The organism is Catellatospora sp. IY07-71 (assembly GCF_018326265.1).
Classification (GTDB): Bacteria; Actinomycetota; Actinomycetes; order Mycobacteriales; family Micromonosporaceae; genus Catellatospora.
On sequence record NZ_AP023360.1, the window covers coordinates 7,343,162 to 7,368,991 of the forward strand.

At 72.7% G+C, this 25,830-nt stretch carries 29 protein-coding genes; 14 read left to right on the plus strand and 15 right to left on the minus strand.

The genetic code is table 11. From position 1 onward, the window contains the following. Positions 1-28 precede the first annotated feature (28 nt). Complete coding sequence (locus CS0771_RS32750) at positions 29-841, plus strand: hypothetical protein (RefSeq protein WP_212844606.1); 813 nt, start codon at positions 29-31, stop codon at positions 839-841. A gap of 92 nt (positions 842-933) precedes the next feature. Here CS0771_RS32750 and CS0771_RS32755 read toward each other — a convergent pair whose 3' ends face one another. The 3 genes from CS0771_RS32755 to CS0771_RS32765 all read right to left on the minus strand — a co-directional run bounded on the left by CS0771_RS32755 (position 934) and on the right by CS0771_RS32765 (position 3,820). Next, the gene (locus tag CS0771_RS32755; RefSeq protein ID WP_212844607.1) at positions 934-1,608 is read right to left on the minus strand and encodes a thymidine kinase; all 675 of its coding nucleotides are present in this window, start codon (positions 1,606-1,608) and stop codon (positions 934-936) included. 71 nt (positions 1,609-1,679) lie between these two features. Then, positions 1,680-3,041 carry an MFS transporter gene (locus CS0771_RS32760; protein WP_212844608.1) on the minus strand — a complete coding sequence of 454 codons (1,362 nt, stop codon included), beginning with the start codon at positions 3,039-3,041 and terminating at the stop codon, positions 1,680-1,682. Beyond that, positions 3,038-3,820, minus strand: a complete 783-nt coding sequence (locus CS0771_RS32765; RefSeq protein WP_212844609.1) for a glycerophosphodiester phosphodiesterase family protein — start codon at positions 3,818-3,820, stop codon at positions 3,038-3,040. Before CS0771_RS32765 ends, CS0771_RS32760 begins: the two co-directional genes overlap by 4 nt. A 150-nt stretch (positions 3,821-3,970) precedes the next feature. Between CS0771_RS32765 and CS0771_RS32770 the strand changes: the two genes are divergently transcribed. Next, complete coding sequence (locus tag CS0771_RS32770) at positions 3,971-4,198, plus strand: hypothetical protein (protein WP_244871169.1); 228 nt, start codon at positions 3,971-3,973, stop codon at positions 4,196-4,198. Positions 4,199-4,208: 10 nt separating this feature from the next. Here the strand turns inward: CS0771_RS32770 and CS0771_RS32775 are convergent, their stop codons facing one another. Next, positions 4,209-4,979, minus strand: coding sequence for a 1-acyl-sn-glycerol-3-phosphate acyltransferase (locus CS0771_RS32775; RefSeq protein WP_212844610.1), 771 nt, complete (start codon positions 4,977-4,979; stop codon positions 4,209-4,211). A gap of 108 nt (positions 4,980-5,087) precedes the next feature. Here CS0771_RS32775 and CS0771_RS32780 point away from each other — a divergent pair, with 108 nt between their 5' ends. Continuing rightward, positions 5,088-6,506 (plus strand): cytochrome ubiquinol oxidase subunit I, encoded by a 1,419-nt coding sequence (locus CS0771_RS32780; protein WP_212844611.1) that lies wholly within the window; start codon positions 5,088-5,090, stop codon positions 6,504-6,506. Positions 6,507-6,518: 12 nt separating this feature from the next. After that, positions 6,519-7,571: a cytochrome d ubiquinol oxidase subunit II gene (cydB, locus tag CS0771_RS32785; protein WP_212844612.1), complete on the plus strand. Its 1,053-nt coding sequence runs from the start codon at positions 6,519-6,521 to the stop codon at positions 7,569-7,571. Positions 7,572-7,624: 53 nt separating this feature from the next. Here cydB and CS0771_RS32790 read toward each other — a convergent pair whose 3' ends face one another. After that, positions 7,625-8,317, minus strand: a complete 693-nt coding sequence (locus tag CS0771_RS32790; protein WP_203754052.1) for a hypothetical protein — start codon at positions 8,315-8,317, stop codon at positions 7,625-7,627. A gap of 215 nt (positions 8,318-8,532) precedes the next feature. Between CS0771_RS32790 and CS0771_RS32795 the strand changes: the two genes are divergently transcribed. Then, positions 8,533-9,261, plus strand: coding sequence for an SDR family oxidoreductase (locus tag CS0771_RS32795; RefSeq protein ID WP_212844613.1), 729 nt, complete (start codon positions 8,533-8,535; stop codon positions 9,259-9,261). On the opposite strand, the gene CS0771_RS32800 is transcribed toward CS0771_RS32795, so the two are convergent. From CS0771_RS32800 to CS0771_RS32810, 3 genes are all read right to left on the minus strand, one after another. Further along, positions 9,239-11,299: a diguanylate cyclase gene (locus CS0771_RS32800; RefSeq protein WP_212844614.1), complete on the minus strand. Its 2,061-nt coding sequence runs from the start codon at positions 11,297-11,299 to the stop codon at positions 9,239-9,241. The genes CS0771_RS32795 and CS0771_RS32800 overlap by 23 nt on opposite strands. Positions 11,300-11,419: 120 nt before the next feature. Continuing rightward, positions 11,420-12,631, minus strand: coding sequence for a HAMP domain-containing sensor histidine kinase (locus tag CS0771_RS32805; protein ID WP_212844615.1), 1,212 nt, complete (start codon positions 12,629-12,631; stop codon positions 11,420-11,422). Beyond that, positions 12,631-13,287, minus strand: coding sequence for a response regulator transcription factor (locus tag CS0771_RS32810; protein ID WP_212844616.1), 657 nt, complete (start codon positions 13,285-13,287; stop codon positions 12,631-12,633). Before CS0771_RS32810 ends, CS0771_RS32805 begins: the two co-directional genes overlap by 1 nt. Positions 13,288-13,391: 104 nt before the next feature. Here CS0771_RS32810 and alr point away from each other — a divergent pair, with 104 nt between their 5' ends. Both alr and CS0771_RS32820 read left to right on the plus strand, forming a co-directional pair. Next, complete coding sequence (alr, locus tag CS0771_RS32815) at positions 13,392-14,558, plus strand: alanine racemase (protein ID WP_244871170.1); 1,167 nt, start codon at positions 13,392-13,394, stop codon at positions 14,556-14,558. After that, the gene (locus tag CS0771_RS32820; RefSeq protein WP_212844617.1) at positions 14,558-15,556 is read left to right on the plus strand and encodes a D-alanine--D-alanine ligase family protein; all 999 of its coding nucleotides are present in this window, start codon (positions 14,558-14,560) and stop codon (positions 15,554-15,556) included. The genes alr and CS0771_RS32820 overlap by 1 nt, the downstream gene beginning before the upstream one ends. A gap of 122 nt (positions 15,557-15,678) precedes the next feature. Here CS0771_RS32820 and CS0771_RS32825 read toward each other — a convergent pair whose 3' ends face one another. Continuing rightward, on the minus strand, positions 15,679-16,098 hold the full coding sequence (locus CS0771_RS32825) for an FBP domain-containing protein (protein WP_212844618.1): 420 nt from the start codon (positions 16,096-16,098) through the stop codon (positions 15,679-15,681). Between the two features lie 150 nt (positions 16,099-16,248). On the opposite strand from CS0771_RS32825, the gene CS0771_RS32830 reads away from it, so the two are divergent. From CS0771_RS32830 to CS0771_RS32840, 3 genes are all read left to right on the plus strand, one after another. After that, the gene (locus CS0771_RS32830) at positions 16,249-16,899 is read left to right on the plus strand and encodes an HAD family hydrolase (RefSeq protein ID WP_244871171.1); all 651 of its coding nucleotides are present in this window, start codon (positions 16,249-16,251) and stop codon (positions 16,897-16,899) included. Positions 16,900-16,976: 77 nt separating this feature from the next. Further along, the gene (locus CS0771_RS32835) at positions 16,977-17,240 is read left to right on the plus strand and encodes a hypothetical protein (protein WP_212844619.1); all 264 of its coding nucleotides are present in this window, start codon (positions 16,977-16,979) and stop codon (positions 17,238-17,240) included. 129 nt (positions 17,241-17,369) lie between these two features. Further along, complete coding sequence (locus CS0771_RS32840) at positions 17,370-18,689, plus strand: hemolysin family protein (RefSeq protein WP_212844620.1); 1,320 nt, start codon at positions 17,370-17,372, stop codon at positions 18,687-18,689. 104 nt (positions 18,690-18,793) lie between these two features. Here CS0771_RS32840 and CS0771_RS32845 read toward each other — a convergent pair whose 3' ends face one another. Next, entirely contained in the window at positions 18,794-19,357 is a 564-nt protein-coding gene (locus CS0771_RS32845) for a TetR/AcrR family transcriptional regulator (protein WP_212844621.1), read from the minus strand. Between the two features lie 79 nt (positions 19,358-19,436). Here CS0771_RS32845 and CS0771_RS32850 point away from each other — a divergent pair, with 79 nt between their 5' ends. Further along, a complete protein-coding gene (locus tag CS0771_RS32850; RefSeq protein WP_212844622.1) occupies positions 19,437-19,847 on the plus strand; it encodes a nuclear transport factor 2 family protein in 411 nt (136 codons plus the stop codon). A 6-nt stretch (positions 19,848-19,853) separates the two neighbouring features. Here CS0771_RS32850 and CS0771_RS32855 read toward each other — a convergent pair whose 3' ends face one another. From CS0771_RS32855 to CS0771_RS32865, 3 genes are all read right to left on the minus strand, one after another. Then, positions 19,854-20,354, minus strand: coding sequence for an NUDIX domain-containing protein (locus CS0771_RS32855; RefSeq protein ID WP_212844623.1), 501 nt, complete (start codon positions 20,352-20,354; stop codon positions 19,854-19,856). Positions 20,355-20,390: 36 nt separating this feature from the next. Beyond that, positions 20,391-20,840, minus strand: a complete 450-nt coding sequence (locus CS0771_RS32860; RefSeq protein ID WP_212844624.1) for a hypothetical protein — start codon at positions 20,838-20,840, stop codon at positions 20,391-20,393. Between the two features lie 121 nt (positions 20,841-20,961). Further along, the gene (locus CS0771_RS32865) at positions 20,962-21,741 is read right to left on the minus strand and encodes an Imm1 family immunity protein (protein WP_212844625.1); all 780 of its coding nucleotides are present in this window, start codon (positions 21,739-21,741) and stop codon (positions 20,962-20,964) included. Between the two features lie 220 nt (positions 21,742-21,961). On the opposite strand from CS0771_RS32865, the gene CS0771_RS32870 reads away from it, so the two are divergent. Then, positions 21,962-22,969, plus strand: coding sequence for a trans-aconitate 2-methyltransferase (locus CS0771_RS32870; protein ID WP_212844626.1), 1,008 nt, complete (start codon positions 21,962-21,964; stop codon positions 22,967-22,969). 68 nt (positions 22,970-23,037) lie between these two features. Beyond that, a complete protein-coding gene (locus CS0771_RS32875; protein WP_212844627.1) occupies positions 23,038-23,841 on the plus strand; it encodes a PhzF family phenazine biosynthesis protein in 804 nt (267 codons plus the stop codon). A 4-nt stretch (positions 23,842-23,845) separates the two neighbouring features. Here CS0771_RS32875 and CS0771_RS32880 read toward each other — a convergent pair whose 3' ends face one another. Continuing rightward, positions 23,846-24,511 (minus strand): MOSC domain-containing protein, encoded by a 666-nt coding sequence (locus tag CS0771_RS32880; RefSeq protein ID WP_212844628.1) that lies wholly within the window; start codon positions 24,509-24,511, stop codon positions 23,846-23,848. Positions 24,512-24,563: 52 nt separating this feature from the next. On the opposite strand from CS0771_RS32880, the gene CS0771_RS32885 reads away from it, so the two are divergent. After that, entirely contained in the window at positions 24,564-25,037 is a 474-nt protein-coding gene (locus CS0771_RS32885) for a GNAT family N-acetyltransferase (protein WP_212844629.1), read from the plus strand. Positions 25,038-25,103: 66 nt separating this feature from the next. Here CS0771_RS32885 and CS0771_RS32890 read toward each other — a convergent pair whose 3' ends face one another. Then, complete coding sequence (locus tag CS0771_RS32890) at positions 25,104-25,760, minus strand: hypothetical protein (RefSeq protein WP_212844630.1); 657 nt, start codon at positions 25,758-25,760, stop codon at positions 25,104-25,106. Between the last annotated feature and the right edge of the window lie 70 nt (positions 25,761-25,830).

Here is a 25,830-nt window from a genome sequence, read left to right on the forward strand (position 1 = left end):
GACCGTCGTGGTCGGACAGCATGAGCCGATGACATCGACAGGGGACGCCGTACAGGCTGCCGGAAGCCGGGACCGAGCCGCCCGCCGCGCGGGGGTGACCGCGCTCTGCGCCGCCGCGTACACCCTGGTCGTGCTGCTCGTGCCCGGCGGCGTCGCGGTCTTCACCGACCACTGGGCCTCGCTCTACGGCCCCGGTCACTGGGCGCTCTGGGCGGTGCTCACCGGCAGCGGCCTCGTCCTGCTGGTGGGCAGCACCACCGCCGCGGGGGCCGCCGCGACCGCGGGCGTGCTCGCCGCCGTGCAGCTGTGCGGCACCGGCATCTGGGCGGTGCGCCACTGGGAGCCGTTCACCGGCATGGGCGGACGCGGGGAGACCCTGCTCGGCATCCTGCGGCCGCTCGCCGCCGGGATCGCCGTCGCCTGCGCCGCCGCGGCCGTGGCCTGCGCGCTGGCCGTGCTCCGCACCGGCGCCTGGCAGCCGGCCGCCGGACCGCGCCGCCGGCTGCCCGTCGCCGCCGGGGCGCTGCTCGCGGCCGGGCTCCCGGTCGCGCTGCTGGGCGGCCTGCGCCCGATCACCCTGCTCGGCACGTACGGCCTGCTGTTCAGCCTGCCGTGGGGCCTCGCCGTCGCCGCGACCGGCCTGCTGCGCCGCGACGCCGCGATCACCGCGGGCGTCATGGCCGCCGCCGGCCCGCTCGCCGTCGCGGGCTGGAACCTCGCCTGGGACCTGCACTACGGCGTCGGCTGGCGCGCTTACCTGCTCCCGCTGCTCGCCGTGGCCCTGCTGGCCGCCGTCGCGACGGCCATCCCGGCGCTGCGCGCCCGGCCCACCCCGTCCTGACGGCGAAGGTCGCCGCGTTGATCGCGTAGACGGCTGATCGACGCTCCCGCCGTGTCGCCGCAGCGGCCTGGCGGGAGCGTCGATCGCCAGGATCAGCGGCCGAGGTCGCCGGAGCGGTAGTGGCGGCGACAGAGGACCTGGTAGCGGACCTCGGCGGGGTCGGCGGCGGCGGTATCGCCGATGACGACCTGCTCGCCCTCGCGGGCCACCACGCCGTCCACGATCCGGGCGTTGAGCAGGCCCTCGCTGCCGCACCAGCACAGCACCTCGACCTGCAGCCGGTGCACCTCGTCGGCCAGCTCGAACAGCCGCTGCGCCGCCGGGAACAGCCGCGAGCGGAAGTCCGAGGCCAGGCCGAACGCGTACACGTCGACGTCGTAGGAGTCGACCAGGTCGGCCAGCTGCTCGATCTGCTCGACCGTGTAGAAGCAGGCCTCGTCGCAGATCAGGTAGTCGATGCGGGCGCCCTCGGACCACTCCTTGCGCACGAGCGCGATCAGGTCCAGGTCGTCGGTCACCTCGACGGCGGTGTGCGCGAGGCCGATCCGGGTGGTGACCTGCGGGCCCATCGACCGGTCGTTGCGGGTCATGACCAGGCCGCGGCGGCCCTGCCGGCCGTGGTTGTGGTCCATCTGCAGGGCGAGGGTGGACTTGCCGCAGTCCATCGGGCCCCAGAAGAACTTCAGCGCGGCGCCGTGGCGCAGCCTGCCGTCCCCGGCCGAGGCACAGTGCGCGGGGTCGGTGGTGGGTTCGTCAGCAGGCGTCACGGAGGGGCAGCCTAGCGGCTACCCCTCCGTCAGCGGGAATCCATGAGCGCGATTCCCGTTGGTACGGCGTGTCAGAGGCGGTCCGGCGGCGTGTTGCCCGCCGCGGCGATCGCCCGTGCCATCGGCACCCGCAGCAGCAGCACGAACCCGATGCCGAAGAACACGATCAGCGAGATGATCGCGACCCGGTAGCTGCCGGTCAGGTCGTAGGCCAGGCCGAACAGCAGCGGCCCGAACCAGCTGGTGCCCTTGTCGGAGATCTCGTAGAGGCCGAAGTACTCGCCCTCCTTGCCCTTCGGGATGAGCTGGCTGAACAGCGAGCGGCTCAGCGCCTGGCTGCCGCCGAGCACCAGGCCGATCGCGCCGCCGAGCACCACGAACGGCACCGCGTTGCCGTACGGCAGGAAGTACGCCGCGACTAGGATGAACGTCCAGCCGACGAGGCTGCCCAGCACGGTGCGCCAGGCGCCGTACTTCTTCGCCAGCCGGCCCAGCAGCATCGCGCCCGCGAACGCCAGGAACTGCACCATGAGGATGGTCGGCATGAGCACGGTGTTGTCGAAGCCGAGCTGCTCGGAGCCGTAGGTGCCGGCCATCGCGATGACGGTCTGGATGCCGTCGTTGTAGATCAGGAACGCGATCAGGAACGACAGCGTCAGCGGGTACGCCTTCAGCCCCTTGAGCGTGTGCCCGAGCTGCCGGAACCCGTCGATCAGCACCGAGCCGCGCGCCTCGCCCGCCAGCGGTGGCCGGTTGCGCAGCCACAGCAGCGGGAACGTGGTGAACAGCGCCCACCACACGCCGGCCGACACCAGCGACCAGCGGGCGATGTCGCCCTGGTTCTCCTCGCCGCCGATCAGCACCACGATGACGTTGAGCAGCAGCAGCAGCAGGCCGCCGCCGAGGTAGCCGGCGGCCCAGCCGCGGCTGGACACCCCGTCGCGCTCGTTCTCGTCGGCGATCTGCGGCAGGAACGAGTTGTAGACGACCACGCTCGCGCCGAACGACAGGTTCGCGACCAGGAACAGCGCGGCGCCCAGCGCGTACCGCTCGCCGGTGAGGAAGACCAGGCCGCAGGTGGCGGCGGCGCCGATGTAGGCGAACAGGGCGAGCCAGAACTTCTTCTTCGCGGCCCGGTCGGCGATCGCGCCGACCACCGGCAGCAGCAGCACCTGCAGCGCCACCGACAGCGAGGTGGTGTACGCGAACAGCGCGCCGGCCTTGAACGACAGCCCGAGCAGGTGCACGTCGCCCGCCGCGTCGGCGCCGTTCTCGGCGATCGCGGTCAGGTACGGCCCGAGGAACGCCGTGACGACGGTGGTGGAGAAGGCGGAGTTGGCCCAGTCGTAGAAGTACCAGCCGACACGCTCGCGTTTGGTGCTCGCGCCGTAGCTCTCTTCGGGGGTGGGGGGTGCGCTGGTGTCAGCGGTCATGTGTGGTCCTTCCAGAGGCCACGGTGTGTGAAAACTTCCCGTAACACGTCGATGCGATCGGTCATGATGCCATCCACACCGAGATCAAGTAAGCCCTCCATCACGGCAGGATCGTCGACCGTCCACACATGGACCTGCAGCCCCAGCGCATGCGCGTGGGTGACGAAGCGCCGGTCCACCACCCGCACCCGGCCGAACATGATCGGGACCTGCGCCGCGACCGCCGACGGGGGCAGCGCGATCCGCCTGCGCAACCGCGAGGCAAGCCAGAGCCGGGCCGTCTCGCGCTGCGCCAGCGACGTCGCGTACGCGGGCCCGGCCAGCTGCCGCAGCCGCCGCAGCCGCGGGTCGGAGAACGAGGCCAGCAGCACCTGCTCCGGGGTGGCACGGTCGTGCACGACGGCGACGGTCGGCTCGACCGCCGCGTCGGCCTTGACGTCGATGTTGAAGCGGACCTCCGGCCAGGCGTCGAGCACCTCGTCCAGCCGGGGCACGGCCGCCGCCCCGCCCACGCGCACGCTCTTCAGGTCCGCCCAGGTCATCGTGGCGACCGCGTGCGGGTCCCCGGCGACCCGGCCCAGGGTCGCGTCGTGCAGGACCACCGCCACGCCGTCGCGGGTGGCGTGCACGTCGGTCTCGACGTAGCGGTAGCCCGCCCGCACCGCGCGGTCGAAGGCGTCGGCGGTGTTCTCGTCGCCGGCGGCGGCGCCACCCCGGTGGGCGAAGGCGAGCGGGGGCGCGGCGAGATACGGATGAGGTGGACCCTGCGGCGTCTCCATCTGCGAAAGCTTGCCACCCGGGGGTGCGTCCGCGTTGCCCCCATACTGACCGCTCGCCAACAACGGGCGACATCGGTGAGAATGTCCGCACCACCGCGTCGAAACGAATCGATCTTTCCGAGAGACATTGTGCCGTGAAGGGGTGCTCAGGTGGCCGAGGACGACCCTGTGGACTGGCTCCGCCGGCTGTCTCCGGTGCAGCGTGCGCTGCTGGACCGGCTGGCCGACGGCGCGACGATAGCCGCGGCGGCCGCCGCGGAGTACCTGTCGCTGCGCACGGCCAACCGCCGCATCGCCGACCTGCGCCAGGAGCTGGGGCTGGCCACCACCCGCGAGCTGGTCGCCGCCTACCGCTCCGGCCGGGTGCCGCCGCCCTGACGGCGGTCGGTCAGCGAGGGCTGCGCACGCGTGCGCGGCGGGTCTCGACGGGCCGGGTCGGGTCGGTGAAGCAGGGCAGGTCGGGCTCGTCGGCGCGCAGCGGGACGAGCTCGGCGTCGATCGCGTCGATGATGCGGTCGGCGATGCGCTGCGCCGCGCCCGGCCGCCCGGGATCGACCCCGGACAGGTCGACGGGCTCGCCGACGTGCACCCGGACCTTCGGCCGGCGGCGCAGGTCCTGCCAGATCATCGGCCACATGCCGGTGGGCGCGGCGTACGGCAGGATCTCGTGGCTGCCCCAGATCGCGATCGGGACCACCGGAGCACCGGTGGCCAGCACGAGCCTGCCCACGCCGGTGCGGCCGCGCTCGGGCCACATCGCCGGGTCGAGGCCGATCCGCCCCTCCGGGTAGATCATCAGCAGCGAGCCCTCGGCCAGCGCGGTGACGCTGTCGGTGACCGCGTTGCCGGCGGTGGGCTCGCCCCGGTCCACCTGAATGTGGCCCTGCCTGCGCATGAGCCGGCCGATCACGGGGGTGCGGAACAGTCCCGCGTTGGCCATGATCCGCGGATGCACGCCCAGCCGCCGGAACGCCGCGGCCGCCACGATCGGGTCGAACGGGCTGAGGTGGTTGGCGGCCAGAATGACCGGACCGCCGCGCAGCCCGGCCGGCAGGTCCCCGGTCACCTCCAGGCGCGCGAGCAGCCGCGTCACACCCTCGGCGAGCCACTGTGCGAAGCGCAGCAGCGGGGGCGGGGTCCAGGTCGGTGAGTGGCTCACGGTCGAAGATCCTGCCACGAGGTCGCCGAAGTCCCCTACCGCAGTCCTGTGACCTGCGTATGGTCGCCAAAAGGGGATCGATACGCGCGCGTGTGGGGAGCGCTGGGCATGGACGCGACGGAACTGGCCCGCTGGCAGTTCGGCATCACGACCGTCTACCACTTCCTGTTCGTGCCGATCACCATCGGGCTGTCGTTCCTGGTCGCCGGGATGCAGACGGCCTGGATGCGGACCGGCGACGACAAGTGGCTGAAGCTGACGAAGTTCTACGGCAAGCTGTTCCTGATCAACTTCGCGATGGGCGTCGTCACCGGCATCGTGCAGGAGTTCCAGTTCGGCATGAACTGGAGCGTGTACTCGCGCTTCGTCGGCGACGTCTTCGGTGCCCCGCTGGCCATGGAGGCGCTGCTGGCGTTCTTCCTGGAGTCGACCTTCCTCGGCCTGTGGATCTTCGGCTGGGAACGGCTGCCCAAGCGGATCCACCTCGCCTGCATCTGGATCGTGGCGGTCGGCACCGTGCTCAGCGCCGCGTTCATCCTGGCCGCGAACTCCTGGATGCAGCACCCGGTCGGCTACCGGATCAACCCGGAGCGGGGGCGGGCCGAACTGACCGACTTCATGGCAGTGCTGACCAACAAGGTCGCGCTGATCACCGTCCCGCACACCATCGCCGCGGCCTTCATGACCGCGGGCGCGCTGGTCGCCGCGGTGGCCATGTGGCACCTGGTGCGCCGTCCCGGCAAGGACACCGCGGCGTTCCGCGGCGCGGTCAAGCTCGGCTCCTGGACCACCCTGATCTCCATGGCCGCCCTGCTGATCACCGGCGACATCCAGGGCAAGATCATGACCGAGGTGCAGCCGATGAAGATGGCCGCCGCCGAGGCCCTCTACCAGACCGAGCAGCCCGCGCCGTTCTCCCTGTTCACCATCGGCACCCTGGACGGCAGCCGCCCCGTCTGGTCCCTGGACGTGCCGGGCGTGCTGTCGTTCCTGGCCACCGGCTCCTTCGACGGCCGTGTCCAGGGCATCAACGACCTGCAGGCCGCGTACGTGCAGCAGTTCGGCCCCGGGCGGTACATGCCCAACATCCCGGTCACCTACTGGACGTTCCGCCTCATGATCGGCACCGGCGTGCTCGCCGCGATCCTCGCCCTGTGGGCGCTGTGGTCGATCCGCAAGGGCCGCGCCCCCGAGCCGGGCCGCCGCGGCACCCGGTTCCTGATGTGGGGCATGATCGCGCTGCCGCTGCTGCCGCTGGCCGCCAACTCCTTCGGCTGGATCTTCACCGAGATGGGCCGCCAGCCGTGGATCGTGTTCAGCCAGATGAAGACCGCCGTGGCCGCCTCACCCGCCGTCAGCTCCGGCGACGTGATCACCTCCCTGATCGTGTACACGCTGCTCTACGGCGCGCTCGCGGTGGTCGAGGTGGGCCTGCTGCTGCACTTCGCCCGCGCCGGGCTGCCCGACGTGTCCGCACCGGCGCCCACCGAGCCGGACGAGGACCGCCCGCTGGCCTTCGCGTACTAGGAGGACGCCGCCATGGAGCTGTCGACCGTCTGGTTCCTGCTCATCGCGCTGCTGTTCGTCGGCTACTTCGTGCTGGAGGGCTTCGACTTCGGCGTCGGCATGCTGCTGCCCGTGCTCGGCCGCGACGAGCGCGAGCGCCGTGTGATGATCAACACGATCGGGCCGGTGTGGGACGGCAACGAGGTCTGGCTGATCACCGCGGGCGGGGCCATGTTCGCCGCGTTCCCCGAGTGGTACGCCAGCGTGTTCTCCGGCTTCTACCTGCCGCTGCTGCTCATCCTGCTCGCCCTGATCCTGCGCGGGGTCGCCTTCGAGTACCGGGGCAAGCGCGCCGACCCGGTCTGGAAGCGGCGCTGGGACCGGTGCATCGTGTTCGGCTCGTTCGTGCCCGCGGTCCTGTGGGGCGTCGCGTTCGCCAACATCGTGCGCGGCGTGCCGCTCAACGCCGACCACGACTACATCGGCGGCTTCTTCACCCTGCTCAACCCGTACGCGCTGCTCGGCGGCCTGACCACGCTGGCGCTGTTCCTCACGCACGGGGCGGTGTTCGTCGCGCTCAAGACCGTCGGCGACATCCGGCAGCGGGCCAACCGGCTGGCCGAGCGCCTCGGCATCGCCGCCGTGATCGCCGCCGCGCTGTTCCTCGGGCTGACCCTGGCCCGCCGCGCGACCACGGCCGCGGTGATCCTGGCCGTGCTGGCGGCGCTGTGCCTGGTCGGCGGCCTGATCGCCAACCGGCTGCCGTCGCGCGACGACCCGCAGGGCCGGCGGGAGGGCTGGGCGTTCGCGGGCACGGCGGCGGCGATCGCGCTGGCGGTGGCGTCGCTGTTCGCCGACCTCTACCCGTTCGTGCTGCCGTCGACCGTGGACCCGGCGACCAACAGCCTGACCGTGGCCAACGCGTCGTCGACGCCGTACACTCTGAAGATCATGACCTGGGTGGCGGTGATCTTCACGCCGCTGGTGCTGCTCTACCAGGGCTGGACCTACTGGGTGTTCCGCAAGCGCATCGGCACCCAGCACATACCGGAGGAAGTGGTCGCGCCGCAGCCCGCTGCCCGGTGAGACGCAGACGGCGGCAGCGCACCGGTCGGGTGCGCCGCCGCCGTCGGGACGGCTCAGACGCCGGCGGCGCCCAGCTCGGCCAGCTTGGCCTCCAGCTCGGCCAGCTCGGCGCGCAGCTTGCCCGCGTGCGCCTCGGCCTCGGCCCGCTCGGCGGCCAGGATCTGCTCGACGGCCTCCTGCACGCCCGGCACGTCGAGCATCGACACCATCTTCAGCGCCTCCTGCGCCTTGATGACATAGGGCTTGGCCAGCGCCTTCGTGCCCTGCACCGCGCCGACGGTCCACTCGCCCTCGGTGTAGGCCAGCGTCACGGTCAGCCCGGCCGGCGGCTTGACCTTCGGGCCCTTGGCCGCGGGCTTGCGGGGGGCGGGCGCCACGCTGGACGTCTCGGCGGGCACCTCGGGGGTTTCGGACACGGATCGCTCCTGACGTACGGGCTTCTCGCGGATGATCATGAACTCGGGCTCGGGCGGCGCGACCGGCTCCGGGACCGGCTCGGGCGCCGGCTTGCGCACGGTGTGGCCCTTCGGCGGGATCGACAGGTCACCCGGCGCGAACGGCAGCACGTCGCTGCCGAACTTCACCAGGATCCACTCGTCGTGGGTGGCCGGGTCGTCGAGCTGCACGACCTGCCCCAGCTGGCCCGCGATCTGGCCGGCCGCCTCGGTGAACATGACCTTGGGACGCTTGCCGGACGCGAGCGTCTCCTGTATCTGGGTCAACTCCTGAGTCGACAGTCCCGCCATACCGCGCTCCAACTCTCCCGCCGCGGCAGCATGACCGCCGCATCAACCCTCACCGAACACATATTTGATACGCATGTTCTATCAGAGCCCACCGACAAACAGGCACCGACACCATGCCGAAGAGAGGGACATCTTCGCAGCACGCCATCGCGCCGCGCATCGGGTGTGTCGGCGGTGACAGTGTCACCCGATCCCATGGTTGATCTAATGGCCGCATGGGGATCGTCATCGTCACCGGAGGAAGCCGCGGCATCGGCGCCGCCACCTGCCGGAAGCTCGCCGCGGCCGGCCACGACGTGGCGATCGGCTACCGCACCGACGCCGAGACGGCCGAGCAGGTCGCAGCCGAGGTGCGCGCCGCCGGCCGCCGCGCGGTCACGGTCGCGGTCGACGTGTCCGACAGCGCCCAGGTGCGTGAGCTGTTCGACCGCGCCCAAGCCGAGCTGGGCACCCCCACCGGCCTGGTCAACAACGCCGCGGTGAGCAGCACGATCGGCCCGTTCACCGAGCTGTCCGAGGCCGACCTGCGCCGGGTCGTCGACGTGAACGTGGTCGGCGCGATCCTGTGCGCCCAGGAGGCCGCCCGCCGCTTCGGGCCGGGCAGCGCGATCGTCAACGTGTCCTCGGTCGCCGCGAGCCTGGGCAGCCCCGGCGAGTACATCCACTACGCCGCGTCGAAGGCCGCCGTGGAGACGCTGACGGTCGGCCTGTCCAAGGAACTGGGCCCGGCCGGGATCAGGGTCAACACGGTCTCGCCCGGGGTCGTCCACACCGGGTTCCACGCCGGCAGCGGCGAGGCCGGCCGCGCCGACCGGCTCGGCCCCTCCGCGCCGCTGGGCCGCTCCGGGCAGCCCGAAGAGATCGCCGCCGCGATCGTCTGGCTGCTGTCCGACGAGGCGTCCTACGCCACCGGCGCGACGCTCAAGGTATCCGGCGGCCGCTGACCACCGTCTGCTCCGGCGGCAGCGCCGCCGGCTCGTCGACGGCGCCGTCGTCGACCAGCGACAGGAACACGTCCACCACCGCCGGATCGAACCGGGTGCCCCGGCCCGCCAGGATCTGCTCGCACGACCCGGCGAGCGCGGGCTCCCCCACCGCCAGCGCGGCGCTGCGCAGCCTCGACCACGCGTCGCACACCGTGATGATGCGCGCCTCGATCGGGATGTCGGTCCCGGCGCAGCCGCACGGGAAGCCCGTTCCGTCGTACCACTCGTGGTGCGCCCGCACCAGCGGCGCCAGCTCGGGCAGGTCGGCAAGCTCGGTGAGCAGGCGCGCCCCCTCCTCCGGATGGCCGCGGTCGTCCTCGCCCCGGTCCAGGCCGTTGCCGTCGGCGACCGCGGCGACCCGGCCGATGTCGTGCACGCGGGCCGCGGCGGCGGTGCGCCGCTGCACGGCGTCGTCCAGCCCCATGCGGGCCGCGGTCCGCAGCGCCCAGCGCGACACCGCGGCGCTGTGCTCGCGCTCGCCGACCGCCCGGTCGACCCGGTCGGCCAGCCACACCAGCGCCGGGGGCAGGGGCAGCGCGGTGTCGAACGCGGGCGCGGCGAAGCGGCCCGAGCCGACCACCCGGTCGCGGCCGAGCGCCTTGGCGCGGTAGACGGCCTGGTCGGCGTCGTTGACGAGCTGGTCGATGACCGGCCGGCCGGTGCCCGGCTCGGCGGTGGCCACGCCGAGCGAGGCCGTGAGCGCGATCTGCTGGTCGCTGCCGAGCACGGCGACCGGCGTGGCGCACAGCCCCTGCCGGACCCGCTCGGCCAGGTCGAGGGCATCCCGGCCGCCGGTGCCGGGCAGCAGGCACAGGAACTCCTCGCCGCCGTAGCGGCACAGCAGGTCCCCGGCGCGGAACGAGCGGCGCAGCCGCTGGGCGACCTCGGTGAGCACGGCGTCGCCGACCGAGTGCCCGTACGTGTCGTTGATCTGCTTGAAGTGGTCAAGGTCGATCAGGACCAGGCTGAGCGGGTCCCGGCGCTGCACCGCCCGGTCGGCCTCGATGTCGAGCATCTCCTCGAAGAAGCGCCGGTTGTGCAGGCCCGTCAGCGGGTCGGTGATGGCGGCGGTGCGCAGCCGCTGGGTGAGCCTGGTCCGGTCGCGGGTGGAGACGACCTGGCGCACCAGCAGCCCCAGCAGCAACAGCATGATCACCGCCAGGGTCACCTCACTGAGCCGGCCGACCAGTATCAGGTCGGCTACGGCCAGCGCGCCCACCGCGAGCACGGCCACCACGGCGGGCAGGAAGGTGATGTCCGGGTCGGGCAGCCCGGGCTCGTCGCCCTCCCGGCGCCGGGCCGCGGTCATCGCCGCCACGCACAGCAGCACCGCCTCGATCTGCCAGCCGAGGTTCACCCAGCTCCAGCTCTCGTACTCGCGCACGGCGGTCAGGTAGGCGTAGGCGCCGTCGGTGATGCCCGCCAGGCCGAACGCCGCCCCCACGACGATCATGGAGCGGGGCACGTGCTGCGTGCCGCTGAGCAGCACCGCCACCAGGATGCTGACCAGGCTCACCGAGAACACCGGATACAGGAAGGTGATCAGCGCGGCGGCGGTCCACTCCTCCGGCACCAGCGGCGCGATGATCATCTGCCAGCCGATCGCGCCCGCCCCGGCCGCCACCAGCAGCGCATCGAGCAGGCCCTGTCCCCGGCCGACCACCCCCAGCCCGAGCCCGACCACGATCGCCGGCAGCGCGACCGCGTACGAGGCGAGGTAGGCGGCGTCGGCCACCGACGGCACCGGCGGCCCCTCCGGGTAGATGTAGGAGTGCACCGCCCAGATCGTCTCGCCGAGCAGCCACAGCGCGTTCGACACCACCAGCATCCGCCACGCGACCCGCACCCGCCCCCGCGTCTGCCGCGCGGCGTACACGCCCAGCGCGGTGCACGCCATGATCGGGATCAGGTAGAGCACCTCGCCGACGAAGCGGGCCAGCTCCGGCATGCCGCGGGTGTAGTCGAGCAGCGCGGCGTAGCACCCCAGCCACGCCACACCCGCGATGATCACCGTCGCCTGGGCTCGGTCGAGCCCCGCGCGGGTATCGCGAACACCCCCGTTCGCCGCCGTGATGACCCCCAGAGTGGTGCTATTACTACTCTCAGTAAAAGTCTGTCATACGTGGTCCGCGCCGGGGCCGCTCGCGGCCACAGCCGGCACCACCGGCGGGGCCGACGGCACGGGCAGCGCCCGCGGCAGGATCACCCGCACCACCAGGCCCCCGCCGGGACGCGGCACGGCCACCGCGTCGCCGCCGTGGGCCTTGGCCACCGCCCGCACGATCGACAGCCCCAGCCCGCTGCCCCGCGCCGAGCCCACCCGGTCGGTGAGCCGCCGGAACGGCTCGAACAGCGCCGGCACCTCGTACGCCGAGATCACCGCGCCCGTGTTGCTCACCACCACCTCGGCGTGGCGGGGCTTGGCCACCGTCTGCACCCGCACCCAGCCGCCCGCCTCGTTGTAGCGCACCGCGTTGTCGACCAGGTTGCGGATCAGCTGCTCCAGCAGGATCGGATCGCCCACCACCGGCGCCGCCGACAGCTCCCGCACGATCTGCACCTGCTGCCGAGCCGCCAGCGGCTCGGTCGTGCCCACCGCGATGCCGGCCAGGTCGGCCACGTCCACCGGCCGCCGCTCGGTCACCGCGTCCTCCGCCCGCGCCAGCGTCAGCAGCGCGTCGATCAGCCGCTCGTGGCGCAGGTTGACCGCCAGCAGGTTCTCCCCCAGCTGCCGCGTCTGCGGCGGGCAGTCCGGGCGGCCCATCGCCACCTCGACCAGCGTGCGGTTCAGCGCGATCGGCGTCTTCAGCTCATGCGCGGCGTTGGCGATGAACCGGCCCTGCCCGGCGAACGCCTCGTCCAGCCGGTCCAGCATGCTGTCGAACGAGTCCGCCAGGCTCTTCACCTCGCCCGGCGGCGCGTCCAGGTCGATGCGCCGGTGCAGGGTCCGCCCCGCGATCCGGTGCGCCGTCGCGGTGATCATGCTCAGCGGCCGCAACAGCCGCCCCGCCACGAACCAGCCCGCCGCGGTGACGACCAGCCACACCACCAGCAGCGTCAGCCCGCCCTTGAACAGCAGGTTGGCGTGCATCGAATCCAGGATCGCCTGCTTGGACGCGAAGGCCGAACTCGCCAGCTGCGTCGCGCCCTCGTAGTCGTCCGGTTTGAGCCGGCTGTACCTGTCCGCCATCAGGATGTTCAGGCTGTAGTCCATGCTGTTGTCGACCAGGATCAGGGTGCCCATCAGCACCGCCCCGCCGGCCAGCGCGAACAGCAGGCTGAACACCGCCGTCAGCCGGATCCGCAGGTTGCCGCTCCACAGTCCCATCAGCGGATCCGGTAGCCGACGGCGGTGACCGTCTCGATCGGCTGCGGCTCGCCCAGCTTGCGGCGCAGCCCGCTGATGGTCACCCGCACGATCGTGCTGAACGGGTCCATGTGCTCGTCCCAGACCTTCTCCAGTAGCGTCTCCGCGCTCACCACCGCCCCCTCGGCCCGCAGCAGCTCCTCCAGCACCGCGAACTCGCGCCGCGACAGGCTCACGTAACGCCCGTCCCGGTACGTCTCCCGGTGGTGCGGATCCAGCCGGATCCCGGCCCGCTCCAGCACCGGCGGCGCGGCCGGGCGGGCCCGCCGCCCCAGCGCCCGCACCCGGGCCACCAGCTCGGCGAACGCGAACGGCTTGGGCAGGTAGTCGTCGGCGCCCAGGGTCAGCCCGGCGACTCGCTCGGCCACGGTCACCGACACCGTGAGCATCAGCACCCGCACGTCCATGCCCTGGGCCACGACCTGCCGGCACACCTCGTCCCCGTGCACCCCGGGCAGGTCCCGGTCCAGGATCAGCACGTCGTAGGAGTTCACGGCCAGCTTCTCCAGCGCGGCCGCGCCGTCGTGGGCCACGTCCACCGCGAACGCCTCCTGCCGCAGGCCCTCCGCGACGGCCTCGGCCATCAGCTCCTCGTCCTCCACCACCAGGACCCGCAAAAGCCACCTCCTCGACCGCTCGCAAGTATGCACACGCCGTGTTAGCAGGGCGTTAGTGAAATCGCTCTCGGTACGCTCACACACCCTCCTGTCAACTACTCACCGTGACAAGCGAGCTGGCCGAGGCGGTCGTGGACCTCGCGGCGGTCACCGGCAACGTCGAGCTGATCGGGGGCGCCACGTCCGCCGCGGTGATGGCCGTGGTGAAGGCGGACGGGTTCGGCCACGGCGCGGTGCCGGCGGCCATGGCCGCGCTCGCGGGGGGCGCGACCTGGCTCGGCGTCACCAGCGCGGCCGAGGCCCTGGCACTGCGCGAGGCGGGCATCACCGCCCCGGTGCTGAGCTGGCTGCACGGCCCGTACACCGACTACGCGGCGCTGGCCGCCGCCGGCATCGACGTCTCCGTCAACGCAGCCGACCAGCTCCACACCCTGGTCCAGGCGTTAGGAAGGGCACCTTCTACTACGGAAAACGATAAGAAGGTGCCCTTCCTTTCGGGTGGGCCGGTGCACGTGCAGCTGAAGGTCGATACGGGGATGTCGCGCGGCGGGGCGGGGGCCGACGGCTGGCCCGAGCTGGTCAGCTGGGCGCGCAAGTACGAGCGGGAGGGCGCGCTGGCCGTGCGCGGGGTGTGGTCGCACCTGGCCACCGCCGACACCAGCCCGATCGGGGTCGCCGCGCAGGCGGCGGCGTTCGCCGAGGCGGTGGCCTGGGCACGGGACGCGGGGCTGCGCCCGGACCTGCTGCACCTGGCCAACTCGGCCGCCGTGTTCACCGCCCCGCGCACCCACTACGACCTGGTCCGCGCCGGGATCGCCGTGTACGGGGTCGAGCCCGTGCCGGGCCGCACGTTCGGGCTGCGCCCGGCGCTCAGCCTGCGTACCCACGTGACCCTGGTGAAGCGGGTGCCCGCCGGGACCGGCGTCGGCTACGGCCACGACCACGTCACCGCGCGCCCCACCACCCTGGCCCTGATCCCGCTCGGCTTCGCCGACGGCGTCCCGCGCGCCGCCGGTGGGCGGGCCGAGGTGCTGCTCGGCGGCGTACGCCGTCCGCTGGCCGGGCGCGTCGCCATGGACCAGTGCGTCGTCGACGCCGGCGACCTCGACGTGCAACCCGGCGACCCGGTGACCGTGCTCGGCCCCGGCACGCACGGCGAACCCACCGCCGCCGACTGGGCGGCCTGGGCCGGCACCAACCCCCACGAGATCCTCACCGGCATCGGCCCCCGGGTCCCCCGCCGGTACGCACCCGGCAAGGAGCGCACCTGATGAAACTGGCGATCGTCTACGGCGGGCGCAGCGGCGAGCACGAGGTGTCGTGCAAGTCGGCCCACAGCATCCTGGCCCACCTCGACCGCGGCCGCTACGACGTCACCGAGGTGCTCATCGGCCGCGACGGCGCCTGGCACGTCGACGGGCTGCCCGTCGGCATGGGTGACGCGCTGCGCACGCTGGGCCGCGCCGACGTGGTGTTCCCCGCGCTGCACGGCCCGTACGGCGAGGACGGCACCGTGCAGTCGCTGCTGGAGCTGGCCGGAGTGCCGTACGTCGGCAGCGGGGTGCTGGCCAGCGCGACCGGCATGGACAAGGAGTTCACCAAGAAGATCCTCGCCGCCGACGGGCTGCGCGTGGCCGACGGCGCCGTGCTGCGCCCCGGCACGGACGAGCTGCCCGCCGCCGACCGCGACCGGCTCGGCCTGCCCGTGTTCGTCAAACCGGCCCGCGCCGGGTCCAGCATCGGCGTCACCCGCGTCGACGACTGGGCCGCGCTGCCCGCCGCGCTCGACGCCGCCCGGGCCTGCGACGGCAAGGTGCTGGTCGAGGCGGGCGTGACCGGCCGCGAGGTGGACGTGGCCGTGCTGCAGTTCCCCGACGGCAGCCTGCGCGCCGGGCCGCCGCTGGAGATCCGCGTCACGGACGGGCACGGCTTCTTCGACTACGACGCCAAGTACACCGCGGGCGAGGTCGTGTTCGACATCCCGGCCCGCCTGGACCCGGCCGTGACCGCGCGGCTGCAGGAGCTGGCGGTCCAGGCGTTCACCGCGCTGGACTGCCGCGGTCTGCTGCGGGTGGACTTCTTCCTGCCCGCCGACGGCGGCGACCCGGTCCTCAACGAGGTCAACACGTTCCCCGGGTTCACCTCCGCCTCGCAGTACCCGCGCATGTGGCAGGCGGCCGGCATGTCCTATCCGGAGCTGCTGGACACCCTCATCGCCACCGCCCTGGCCTCGGCCGCCCACCGGCTGACGGCCCTGTCCCGCCGCTGAGACTCCGGGATGCCGCACCACTCGGGGTAGGGTCCGGCATCCCGGCACTGGATCTAGAAGAGTTGTGGTTGCCGGGACGACCACAACTCTTCTAGATCCACGGATTTGCGGCGGCGAGGTGGTCAGGGGTGGAGGACCTCGTCGAGGAAGGCGTCGAGGCGGGTGGCGAGCTCGTCGCCGGGGATGCAGTTCAGGGCGGCGCACACGTACGTGCCGACCGTGTCGCCGCGCCGCCCGGCGTCCCCGGCGCGGCGGGCGGTGAACAGGGTGACCTCGTCGGCGGTGCGCACCGCCTGGCAGAGCAGGCACATCGCCGCCCGCCCGCGCGACATGGACGAGCCGGCCGCGCGCAGCAGCAGCCCCACCGGCCTGCCGTCGCGCCAGCGCAGCACATACCCCCGCTGGTCGAGCTTCGGGTCGCGCCAGCCGAGGAAGGTCAGCGACGGCCAGTCCCGCTCGGCGAAGTCCTTCGGCAGCGTCATCGCCGACGCGTCGCCACGCGAGCAGTTGCTCATCGCCCGCCTGATCTGGGCTTCGGTCATCGGTTCCACCCGGCGCACGCTACGCCGGGGCGGGCCGATGATCGACCGGATTTCCCCGGCCAGGGCCAGCTGCCCGGCACCGGCGGTGACGGGCGGCACCGGCCGCGCACCCGGGGCGGTATCGGCCCGCCCGCCCGTTATCCTGGGCAGATGATCAAGGCAGTGGTGTTCGATGTGGGCGAGACGCTGATCGACGAGACCCGCATCTGGAGCCGCTGGGCCGACCGCCTCGGCGTGCCCCGCTTCGCCATGCTGGGCCTGCTCGGCGGCATGGCCGCGCTGGACCGCCCGCACGGCGACGCGTTCGAGCTGCTGCGCCCCGGCCTGGACGTCGACGCCGAGATCGCCGCCTGGGCCGTGGAGGACCCCGACGGCCTGCGCGAGAACTTCGACGAGGCCGACCTCTACCCCGACGTGCGGCCCGCGTTCGCCGAGCTGCGCCGCCGCGGCCTCACCGTGATCATCGCCGGCAACCAGCCGCCGCAGGCCAAAGCCGCCCTGGAGCGGATGGACCTGCCCGTCGACGCGATCTTCACGTCCGCCGAGTGGGGCATCGAGAAGCCGCACCCGCACTTCTTCGCCAAGGTCGCCGAGGTCGCGGCGCTGGACCCGGCGCGCATCTGCTACGTCGGCGACCGCGTCGACAACGACGTGCTGCCCGCCACCCGCGCCGGCATGATGCCCGTGCTGATCCGCCGCGGCCCCTGGGGCTACCTCGGCTCGGAGAAGCCCGAGGCGGCCCGCCACGCCACCGTCGTCGACGGCCTGGACACCCTCCCTGACCTGCTGCGGCCCGCCTGATCGGGCGCCATTCCGGCAACGGCCTGCGCCCGCGCCCCCGCGCTTTTAGCGTGGAGGTGATTCTTCGAGGAGGAGCGATGGCCAAGAACCACAAGAACAACCAGTCCCGCCGGCACCCGGAGGCCGAGCAGCCCGCCGAGCAGGACCAGCCGGGCACTCCGCATGCCGAGCACGAGCACGGGCCGGACTCGCATCCCGGCTGGGCCACCGAGCGGGCGGAGGAGCGCTCCCGCCAGGCCGCGATGGCGGCACGGGAGAAGACCACCCGCACCCACATGCCGACCGGCCAGTCGACGGGCATGCACCTGCGCAAGGGCAACCAGCCCCGCGGCGGCCGCTGACCCAACCCGCGGACAGGCCGCTGAGCTGCTGATACCGTTGACCGAATGGAAGGCTGTGATACGGGGCCGGGCCTGCGCCCGGCCTGCGCGTACCGGCTGACAGACCAGGCGGGCCCAGGGTGATGCGCGGTGGGCGACCACTGGATACAGCTCGTACTGGTAGCCGTACTCATCATCGTCAACGCGCTGTTCGCCGGCAGCGAGATGGCGCTGGTCTCGCTTCGTGAGGGCCAGCTGCGCCGGATGGAACAGCAGGGTGGCGGCGCCGCGGCCGCCGCGGCACTGGCCCGGGACCCGAACCGGTACCTGGCGACCATCCAGATCGGCATCACCCTGGCCGGGTTCCTGGCCTCGGCGACCGCCGCAATCGCCCTGGCCGAGGTGCTGCAGCCCGCGCTGGGCTTCCTCGGCCGCGCCGCCCGGCCCGTGGCCGTCGTCGGCGTCACCCTTTTGCTGACGTTCCTCACCCTGGTCTTCGGCGAGCTGGCGCCCAAACGGGTCGCCATGCAGCACGCCGAGCGCTGGGCCCGGCTGGCCGGCCGCCCGCTGACCACGCTCGCGGCGATCTCGCGGCCCTTCGTGTGGGTGCTGAGCAAGGCCACCGACCTGGGCGTACGCCTCATGGGCGGCGACCCGGGCGGCCACCGCGACGAGATCACCCCCGAGGAGGTACGCGACCTCGTCAGCGTGCACCGCGGCTTCACCGCCGAACAGCGGCTGATCATCGCGGGCGCCGTGGAGATCACCGAACGGGTGCTGCGCGAGGTGCTCATCCCCCGCCGCAACGTGTTCCTGCTCGATGCCGACCTGCCCGTGGACGTGGCCCGCAAGGAGCTGGCCGGGTCCGGCTTCTCCCGCGCGCCGGTGGTGCGCCGGCGCAACATCGACGACACCATCGGCATCGTGCACCTGCGCGACCTGCTCAGCCAGGACGACGGCACGGTCGCCGACGTCGCCCGCCCGGTGCTGCTGCTGCCCGACTCGCTGCACGCCGGGGACGCGCTGCGCCGCTTCAAGGTCGAGCGGCAGCAGTTCGCGCTGGTCGTGGACGAGCACGGCGCCGTGGACGGCATCGTCACCATGGAGGACCTGCTGGAGGAGGTCGTCGGCGAGATCTACGACGAGGCCGACCGGGACGTGATGGCGGTGCAGCAGGGCGAGGACGGCGACATGCTGCTGCCCGGCACGTTCCCGATCCACGACCTGCCCGACATCGGGGTCACCTTCGAGCAGCGCCCCGGCGGCGACTACATCACCGTCGCCGGGCTGGTCATCGCGGTGCTCGGCCACGTGCCGACTCAGCCCGGCGAGATCGTGCACCTGGACGGCTGGACCGCGCAGGTCACCTCCGTCGACCGCCACGCCATCACCGAGATCCGCCTGCGCCCCTGCGGCGGCCCCGGCGGCGACGCCCTCTGCCCACCCCGCGCCCGCACCGAATCCGCCTGACCCCACCCTTGATCATCCGATTTGCCCGGCACCTGGGCGTATCTTGAGCGCGCATTCGCCCAGGTGCCAGGCAAGTCGAGGGATCTTGACCGGACGCGGGCGGGTCAGCGGGGGGTGAGGCCGGTGAAGACGACGGCGAGGGTACGGGCCTGCAGGTCGGGGGGCCAGCCGCCCTGGACGGCGCCCTGGCAGACGGCGGCGAGCAGCGCCATGACCTCGGGCAGCGCGACGTCGCGGCGCACCGTGCCGGCGCGCTGGGCCTCGTCGAGCAGGCTGCCGACGGAGCGCTCCAGCAGGCCGACGGCGTCGGGGACGTTCAGCTCGGAGCCCGCCTCGGCGAGCAGGTCGACGACGGTCTTCTGGCGCGCGGCGTGGGCCACCAGGCCGGTGAAGAAGGCGAACAGCGCGTCGCCGGGTTCGCTGTCGCGCAGCAGGCCGTCCACGTCGGACAGCAGCCGGTCGAGCAGGTCCTTCATGATCGCCCGGAGCAGGTCGGCCTTGGTCGGGAAGTGGCGGAAGACGGTGCCGATGGCGACCCCGGCGCGATTGGCGACCTCCTCGGTGGACGCGGCCGGGCCGCGCTCGGAGAACACCTGCGCACCCGCGGTCAGGATCCGGGCGCGGTTACGCGCCGCGTCAGCGCGCAGCGGCTTGGCGTCGGCTGGCACACACACTCCCTTGAAAGATGAGCCAACACTCACTATCGTGAATAACCTGAGCCAACGCTCATTTTATCGGAGGTGCCCGGTGCCCACGCCCCGCGAAGCGTTCGACCGGCTGCGGCGGCAGTGGTTCCTCGCCGCCCAGTCCAGCCTGGATGAAGACCTGTTCACCGAAGACCTCGTCGTCGAGATGCCCTTTGCCGCACCCGGCCGCCCCACCCGCATCGAGGGCAGAGCGGCATTCATCGCGTACGCCCAGACAGGACGCGCGACCCTGCCCGTCCGGTTCGACCGGTGCGACATCACCGCCGCACACGACACCGCCGACCCCGACGTCCTCGTCGTCGAGTACGAGCTCGGCGGCACCGTCACCACCACCGGCGCGAGCGCCGCCGCCCCGTTCGTCGGCGTGCTGCGCACCCGCGACGGCCGCATCGCCCACTGGCGCGAGTACCAGCACACCCTCGCCATCGCACAGGCCCTCGCCGCCGCGTGACCGGCGTCAGCCCAGATACGGCGCCGGGCGGTCGTCGAGGTGGTGGCGCAGGCGCAGCCGGGTCGACTCGTGGATCGGCAGCCGCGCGAACTCGGCCGGGTCGACGAAGCGCACCTCGGTCGACTCGCTGCTGCCGCGCAGCTCTCCGCCGGTGATCCGGCCTCGGTAGACGAGGCTGAACTGCTGGCGCACCTCGCCGTCGGCGTAGGCGACCACGTGCCCCGGATCGGTGTAGATCCCGACGAGCCCGGTGATCTCGATGTCCAGGCCGGTCTCCTCGCGGACCTCGCGCACGACACACTGCTCCAGCGTTTCGCCGACCTCCATCGTGCCGCCGGGCAGCGCCCAGTTGCCCGAGTCGGCGCGCCGTTGCAGCAGGACCCGACCGTGCTCGTCGGCGACCACGGCCACCCCGCCCGGCACGATCCGGGTCGCGGGCGGCGCATCCGGATCGTGGTAGTAGTCGCGTCGCGACGGCCCCGCCGCCGGCGTATCGCTCGCCGCCATCCGGTCCCCTCGTCGCGCGTGGCCCGGCCGCCCGGCTCAGGCCTTGTCGCCGACCCCGCGGCGCCGGACACCCAGCTCGCTGTACAGCACGAGCACGCAGACCAGCGCCACGCAGAACCATGCCTCGACCCAGTCGGCCGGCACCAGCAGCCAGAGCAGCGCCCCGATCGCCAGCGTGGCCGCCAGCCACCGGTGAAGCAACCGGAACGGAGAGATCCGCAACAGGTAACCCGGCAGCTCGCTCAGCCGGCGCCGCGGCACGCCCCGCCGCCTGCCGATGCCATACCGGGCCGCCTGCGGGCCCAGCCCCAGCGCCAGCGCCAGGCCGACCAGCCCGGCCGGCCCGAACAGCTCACGTGCATCCGGCACCAGCAGGTAGAGCAGGACGGCGGCCGCGCCCACGACCATGCCGGCGGCCGACACGAGGTTCATCTCCTCGGCACGGGAGGAGAGGTCGCGCGGTGCTCCGTCCTCGGCGTCGATCATCACGGCTCCGTATCCAGTCGGTCGCAGACCACCTCAGCGCGGCGGAGGCAGCCCACCGTCAGTGAAGCAGACGCTCGCGATGAGCACTACGGACAGCGACAGCCCTGGGCTGCGGCAGGCTTCAAACGTCGGATGCGCGCGGTAGCTCACCCGCCGTGAGGTACGCGCACAGCGCCTCGATCGCGACGTCGATCGGGATCTCGCTGCCCGGCGGGAACACCGCCTCGCGATCATCGGTGTAGGTGACCGTCACGCCGGCGACGCCGGTCGGACCGGCCACGGCCACCTGCGGCGGCCCACCCTCCGGCAGCGTCAGCACCATGCTGTCCGGCTCGCCGAGGCTGATGACGGCGCGTGGCACACCCGGCGGGACGAGGTCGGCGGACGTGGACCGCCCGGCGGCCTCGTGGTGTAGCTGCCACAGCAGTTCGCGCAGCTCGGCCGCGCTCGTCACCTCGCGCGAGCGGGTGCCCTCCGCCCAGGTGAGCTGTGCCGCGAGCGGTTCCCGCACCGTCGTTCCCACCGCGGCACCAGTGCCCTCCCGCGCTGCGCCGCTCCTGGCCTGCGTCCTCACCATGATGCCGAGGATGACGAGGCTCGACAGCGCGTACCAGCCGCGCGCCCAGTCACCGGGCACCAGCCAGCGCAGTACCGCGCAGACGGCCAGGGACGACGCGGCCAACCCGTTCACCAGACGGTAGGGCGACTCGCGGAACAGGTGATGAGGCAGGTTCACGGCCGGATGCCGACGCTCGCCCGCGGCGGCCGCCCGGTCGGCGGCTGCCTGCTTGATTTCGGCCCATTGAGGGAGGACGACCAAACAGGCGACCATGAACGACAGCCGGAACATCGGATCCCGGGTGATCGACTGCGGCACCAGGAAGATCAGCGTGGCCACCACGGCCGCAGCGCCGACCAGCCACGCCGCAGACTTCAGTTTCGACCTGTCCCCCGCCACGAAACGACCGCCTCATCCCCGTAGTGGATCTCGGCGTGCAAGGTAGCGGACAGGCACCACTCGCGTGGTCCCGCTGCCCGCGAGCAGCCGTGCCGGCGCCTTCGGCGACGTCGCGTCACCGGCGGGCTGCTGTCTTGGGCAGACGGTGGCATGATCTGCAGCCATGCGGCTGATCGACGACACGGAACTGCACCGTTCCTCGGTGGTCGCCAACAACGCGATGAACCGCGAACGCGGCCTCGACGGCGTCAACAGCTACGCCCGTGACCTCGGCTTCCACCCGCTCGACCGGCTGCGGCCGCGGCTGGCCGAGCACGGCGCGGCGTCCTGGCTGGACCTGTGCTGCGGGCAGGGCCGCGCCCTGGCCCAGGCCGCCGCGCAGCAGCTCGACGGCCTCACCCTGACCGGCGTGGACCTGGTCGGCCACTTCGACCCGGCCGCGACGGCCGCACCGGACCTGACCCTGGTCACCGCCTCCCTCGGCGAGTGGCAGCCCGACCGGGCCTTCGACCTGATCACGTGCGTGCACGGGCTGCACTACGTCGGCGACAAGCTCGGCACGCTCGCCCGGGTGCTGACCTGGCCGGCGCCGGACGGGTTCTTCGCCGCGCACCTGGACCTGGGCAGCATCCGGCTGCTCGACGGGACACCGGCCGTGCAGCCGCTGCGCCGCCTGCTGCGCGCGGCCGGGCTCGCCTACGACGGCCGCAGGCGGCTGCTCACCTGCACCGGCCCCCGCGAGCTGGACCTGCCGTTCGCGTACGCCGGAGCCGACGACCAGGCCGGCCCCAACTACACCGGCCAGCCCGCCGTCGACTCCTACTACCGCCCGCTGCGCACCGGGACCCGCCCCGAGCCGGCCCCGCCGCCGCGCCGCGCGGTCACCGTCGACGACGCGGGCGTACACATCACCCACGACGCGTCGACGTTCGACATCGAATGGGACATCGTCCAGTACGTCACGCTGTCCCGGCTGGTCGTGGACGTCGCCGACGTCGACTGCGTCGAGCTGACCGTCGACTTCGTCTTCGGCGACCACGCCACCGTCCAGGAGGACGCCGAAGGCTTCGCCGAGGCCGTCGCGGAGTTCGCCCGCCGCTGGGGCAGGCCCGCTCCCGACCTGAGCGCGCTCGCCCCCGACGAGGATGTCGAGATCTGGCGCTGCCCGTGACCACACGCGGGCCACGCGACGCGGATTGGCTGCAGTCCGGGGCGTACCCGCTGGTCTATGGTCTGCTCATGCGGATCAGGATCGTGGACGCCTTCACCGACCGGGCCTTCGGCGGCAACCCCGCCGGGGTGTGCGTGCTGGAGGGCGACTCGTTTCCCGACGCGGTCTGGATGCAGCGCGTCGCGGCCGAGCTGAACCTGTCCGAGACCGCGTTCGCGCACCTGCGTGGCGGCCGGGACTGGGCGCTGCGCTGGTTCACCCCGCGCACCGAGGTCAACCTGTGCGGCCACGCGACCCTGGCCACCGCCCACGCCCTCGGTGAGGACGGGCTGGCCGCCGGCACGATCCGGTTCGACACCCGCAGCGGCATCCTCAGCGCGGCCATCGGCGGCGACGGCTCCATCACCATGGACTTCCCCGTCTTCCCGGTCATCCCGATCGACCCGCTGCCCGGCACCGCCGAGGCGCTGGGCGTGCCGATCCTCGCGTCCTACGACACGGGGGCGCTCGCCGACCTGCTCGTCGAGGTCGCCGACGAGCAGACCGTACGCAATCTGGCTCCCGACCTCGGCGCGGTGGCGCGGCTGGCCACGCGTGGCGTCATCGTCACCGCACCGGCGGCGGATCCGGCGGCCGGCTACGACTTCGTGTCCCGGTTCTTCGGCCCGGCCGTCGGCGTGCCGGAGGATCCGGTGACCGGCAGCGCGCACTCGGCGCTCGCCCCGCTGTGGTCGGCCCGGCTGGGCCGCGACGAACTGGTCGGGTTGCAGGCCTCGGCCCGCTCGGGCCTGGTCCGCACCGCGCTGCGCGGCGACCGCGTCGACCTCACCGGCCACGCCGTCACGGTCCTCGACGGCACCCTGGCCGCCTGACCCGTCAGCCGCGCTGCTTCGCAGCGCGCTGGCGGGCCTTGTCCTTGATCTTCTCGGGGAGGGCGTCGGCGGCCAGCAGCCGCGGCAGCAGCTCCGGCTCCAGCGTCAGCGCCCGGAACGTCAGTGCCACCGTGACCTCGTGGTCGGGCCGGTGCAGCACCGTCACGCTGTCGCCTTCGCGCACCTCGCCCGGCACCACCACCCGCAGGTATGCCCCCGGCAGCGCACGCTGCGTGAACGTCTTGATCCAGCCCTGCTCGCGCATCTGGTCGGCGAAGGTCCGGCACGGGATCCGCGGCGAGGACACCTCCAGCACCGCCTGCTCGCCGACCTGCCAGCGCTCGCCGATCAGCGCGCCGTTGACGTCGATCCCGGACGTGGTCAGGTTCTCCCCGAACAGGCCACCGGACAGGTCCCGGCCCAGCTCGGCCTGCCACCCGTCGAGGTCCTCGCGGGCGTACGCGTACACCGCCTGGTCGTCGCCGCCGTGGTGGCGCCGGTCGCAGATGTCGTCGCCCTCCAGGCCGCTGCCCAGCCCATCCGCGCGCGTTCCAGGGGCGCGCAGCCGCACCGGGCGGTCCACCGGGTGCTTGTCGATCGCGGTCATGCCCACATCGGCGGCCGCGCTCGGCCGCGCGGCGCCCAGATTCACGGAGAGTACGGTGCCCATCGGGTCAGCCTAGTCGGCGTGAGCTGGGACGCCACCGAGTATGGTGCGCACCATGATCCGTCCCGCGGTGCCTGCCGACGTCCCCGTCATCCTCGACCTGATCCGCGAGCTCGCCGAGTACGAGAAGGCCCCGCAGGAGGCCAAGGCCACCGCCGAGCAGCTGCACGCGGCGCTGTTCGGGCCGCACCCGGCCGCGTTCGCGCACCTGGCCGTCGACGACGACAGCGGCGAGCCGGTCGGCGTGGCGATCTGGTTCCTCAACTTCTCCACCTGGCACGGCGTGCACGGCATCTACCTTGAGGACCTGTTCGTCCGGCCCGCCGCCCGGGGCCGCGGCCACGGCAAGGCGCTGCTGCGCGAGCTGGCCCGCATCTGCCGCGAGCGCGGCTACACCCGTCTGCAGTGGTGGGTTTTGAACTGGAACGCGCCCGCGATCGACTTCTACCGCTCCATCGGAGCCGTCCCCATGGACGACTGGACCGTGTACCGCGTCTCCGGCGACGCCCTGGCCGCTCTGGCCGACTGACCACAGGCCCAGCCTGCCCACCGGCAGCGACGGCCGTCGCGGACGGGCACCCCACGGACGGTGCCGTCACCCGCCTGATCCGCACCCGCCGACCTGATGCTCCACGCGGTGCCGCAGATACTCGTCGGGGCCGGTCCGTGCGATCCGGATCGCCTCGTGGACCAGCGGGTGCAGCGCGTCCGGGTAGGCAGCTGCGGCGAGCGGCAGACCGGGCAGGACGTTGCGGCGGACGTCGAGGTCGCCGTCGGTGACGAACACCCGCAGTGCGGTCTGCCGCCAGCTCATCCCCAGGTCGGGGCACGGAGCGTAGTCGGGCCGGAGCGGCTGAGCCGTGTAGTCGCCGTTCGGCCCGGACAACGCGTCAGCCCAGTACCACGCCCGTGCCGCACCGGCCCGTTGAGCGCTGCTGCCCTGCTGGAGGCGCTCGATGAGCGCGCCCTGTACCCGGCGGCGGCCGTAGGCGGCCAGCATCGGCTCGACGAACGTCCGGTTGCCACTCGGGTTCGGGTCATGGATCGCCGCTCGCAGCAGTGCCTCGAACCACCCGGGCTCGGCCAGGCGGGTCGAGAACAGCAGGCGCAGCGCCTCTCGCGCCCGGCTTGTGCGGTTCGCCGACCACTCCGCGGGCAGCTGTGCGCCGGTCAGCTCGATCAGTTCACCCAGGCACTGCGCGAACTCCGGCTCATCGCCGGCAGCGGTCGGCAGCATGGCGAAGGTTCGCATCCTGTGGTCGTCCGCTCGATGTTCTACCGGCACGGTCGAAGTATCCACGCCGTACCGTGATCTCTCCAGC

Coding starts and splice junctions, on each gene's coding strand:
- CS0771_RS32825 (WP_212844618.1), bottom strand. CDS start 16,098: ATGACCGAAGCCCAGATCAGGCGGGCGATGAGCAACTGCTCGCGTGGC.
- CS0771_RS32805 (WP_212844615.1), bottom strand. CDS start 12,631: ATGGGACTGTGGAGCGGCAACCTGCGGATCCGGCTGACGGCGGTGTTC.
- CS0771_RS32870 (WP_212844626.1), top strand. CDS start 21,962: ATGCGGCTGATCGACGACACGGAACTGCACCGTTCCTCGGTGGTCGCC.
- CS0771_RS32860 (WP_212844624.1), bottom strand. CDS start 20,840: ATGATCGACGCCGAGGACGGAGCACCGCGCGACCTCTCCTCCCGTGCC.
- CS0771_RS32750 (WP_212844606.1), top strand. CDS start 29: ATGACATCGACAGGGGACGCCGTACAGGCTGCCGGAAGCCGGGACCGA.
- CS0771_RS32820 (WP_212844617.1), top strand. CDS start 14,558: ATGAAACTGGCGATCGTCTACGGCGGGCGCAGCGGCGAGCACGAGGTG.
- CS0771_RS32875 (WP_212844627.1), top strand. CDS start 23,038: ATGCGGATCAGGATCGTGGACGCCTTCACCGACCGGGCCTTCGGCGGC.
- CS0771_RS32880 (WP_212844628.1), bottom strand. CDS start 24,511: ATGGGCACCGTACTCTCCGTGAATCTGGGCGCCGCGCGGCCGAGCGCG.
- CS0771_RS32885 (WP_212844629.1), top strand. CDS start 24,564: ATGATCCGTCCCGCGGTGCCTGCCGACGTCCCCGTCATCCTCGACCTG.
- CS0771_RS32830 (WP_244871171.1), top strand. CDS start 16,249: ATGATCAAGGCAGTGGTGTTCGATGTGGGCGAGACGCTGATCGACGAG.
- CS0771_RS32890 (WP_212844630.1), bottom strand. CDS start 25,760: ATGCGAACCTTCGCCATGCTGCCGACCGCTGCCGGCGATGAGCCGGAG.
- CS0771_RS32835 (WP_212844619.1), top strand. CDS start 16,977: ATGGCCAAGAACCACAAGAACAACCAGTCCCGCCGGCACCCGGAGGCC.
- CS0771_RS32795 (WP_212844613.1), top strand. CDS start 8,533: ATGGGGATCGTCATCGTCACCGGAGGAAGCCGCGGCATCGGCGCCGCC.
- CS0771_RS32765 (WP_212844609.1), bottom strand. CDS start 3,820: ATGGAGACGCCGCAGGGTCCACCTCATCCGTATCTCGCCGCGCCCCCG.
- CS0771_RS32855 (WP_212844623.1), bottom strand. CDS start 20,354: ATGGCGGCGAGCGATACGCCGGCGGCGGGGCCGTCGCGACGCGACTAC.
- CS0771_RS32790 (WP_203754052.1), bottom strand. CDS start 8,317: ATGGCGGGACTGTCGACTCAGGAGTTGACCCAGATACAGGAGACGCTC.
- cydB (WP_212844612.1), top strand. CDS start 6,519: ATGGAGCTGTCGACCGTCTGGTTCCTGCTCATCGCGCTGCTGTTCGTC.
- CS0771_RS32760 (WP_212844608.1), bottom strand. CDS start 3,041: ATGACCGCTGACACCAGCGCACCCCCCACCCCCGAAGAGAGCTACGGC.
- CS0771_RS32780 (WP_212844611.1), top strand. CDS start 5,088: ATGGACGCGACGGAACTGGCCCGCTGGCAGTTCGGCATCACGACCGTC.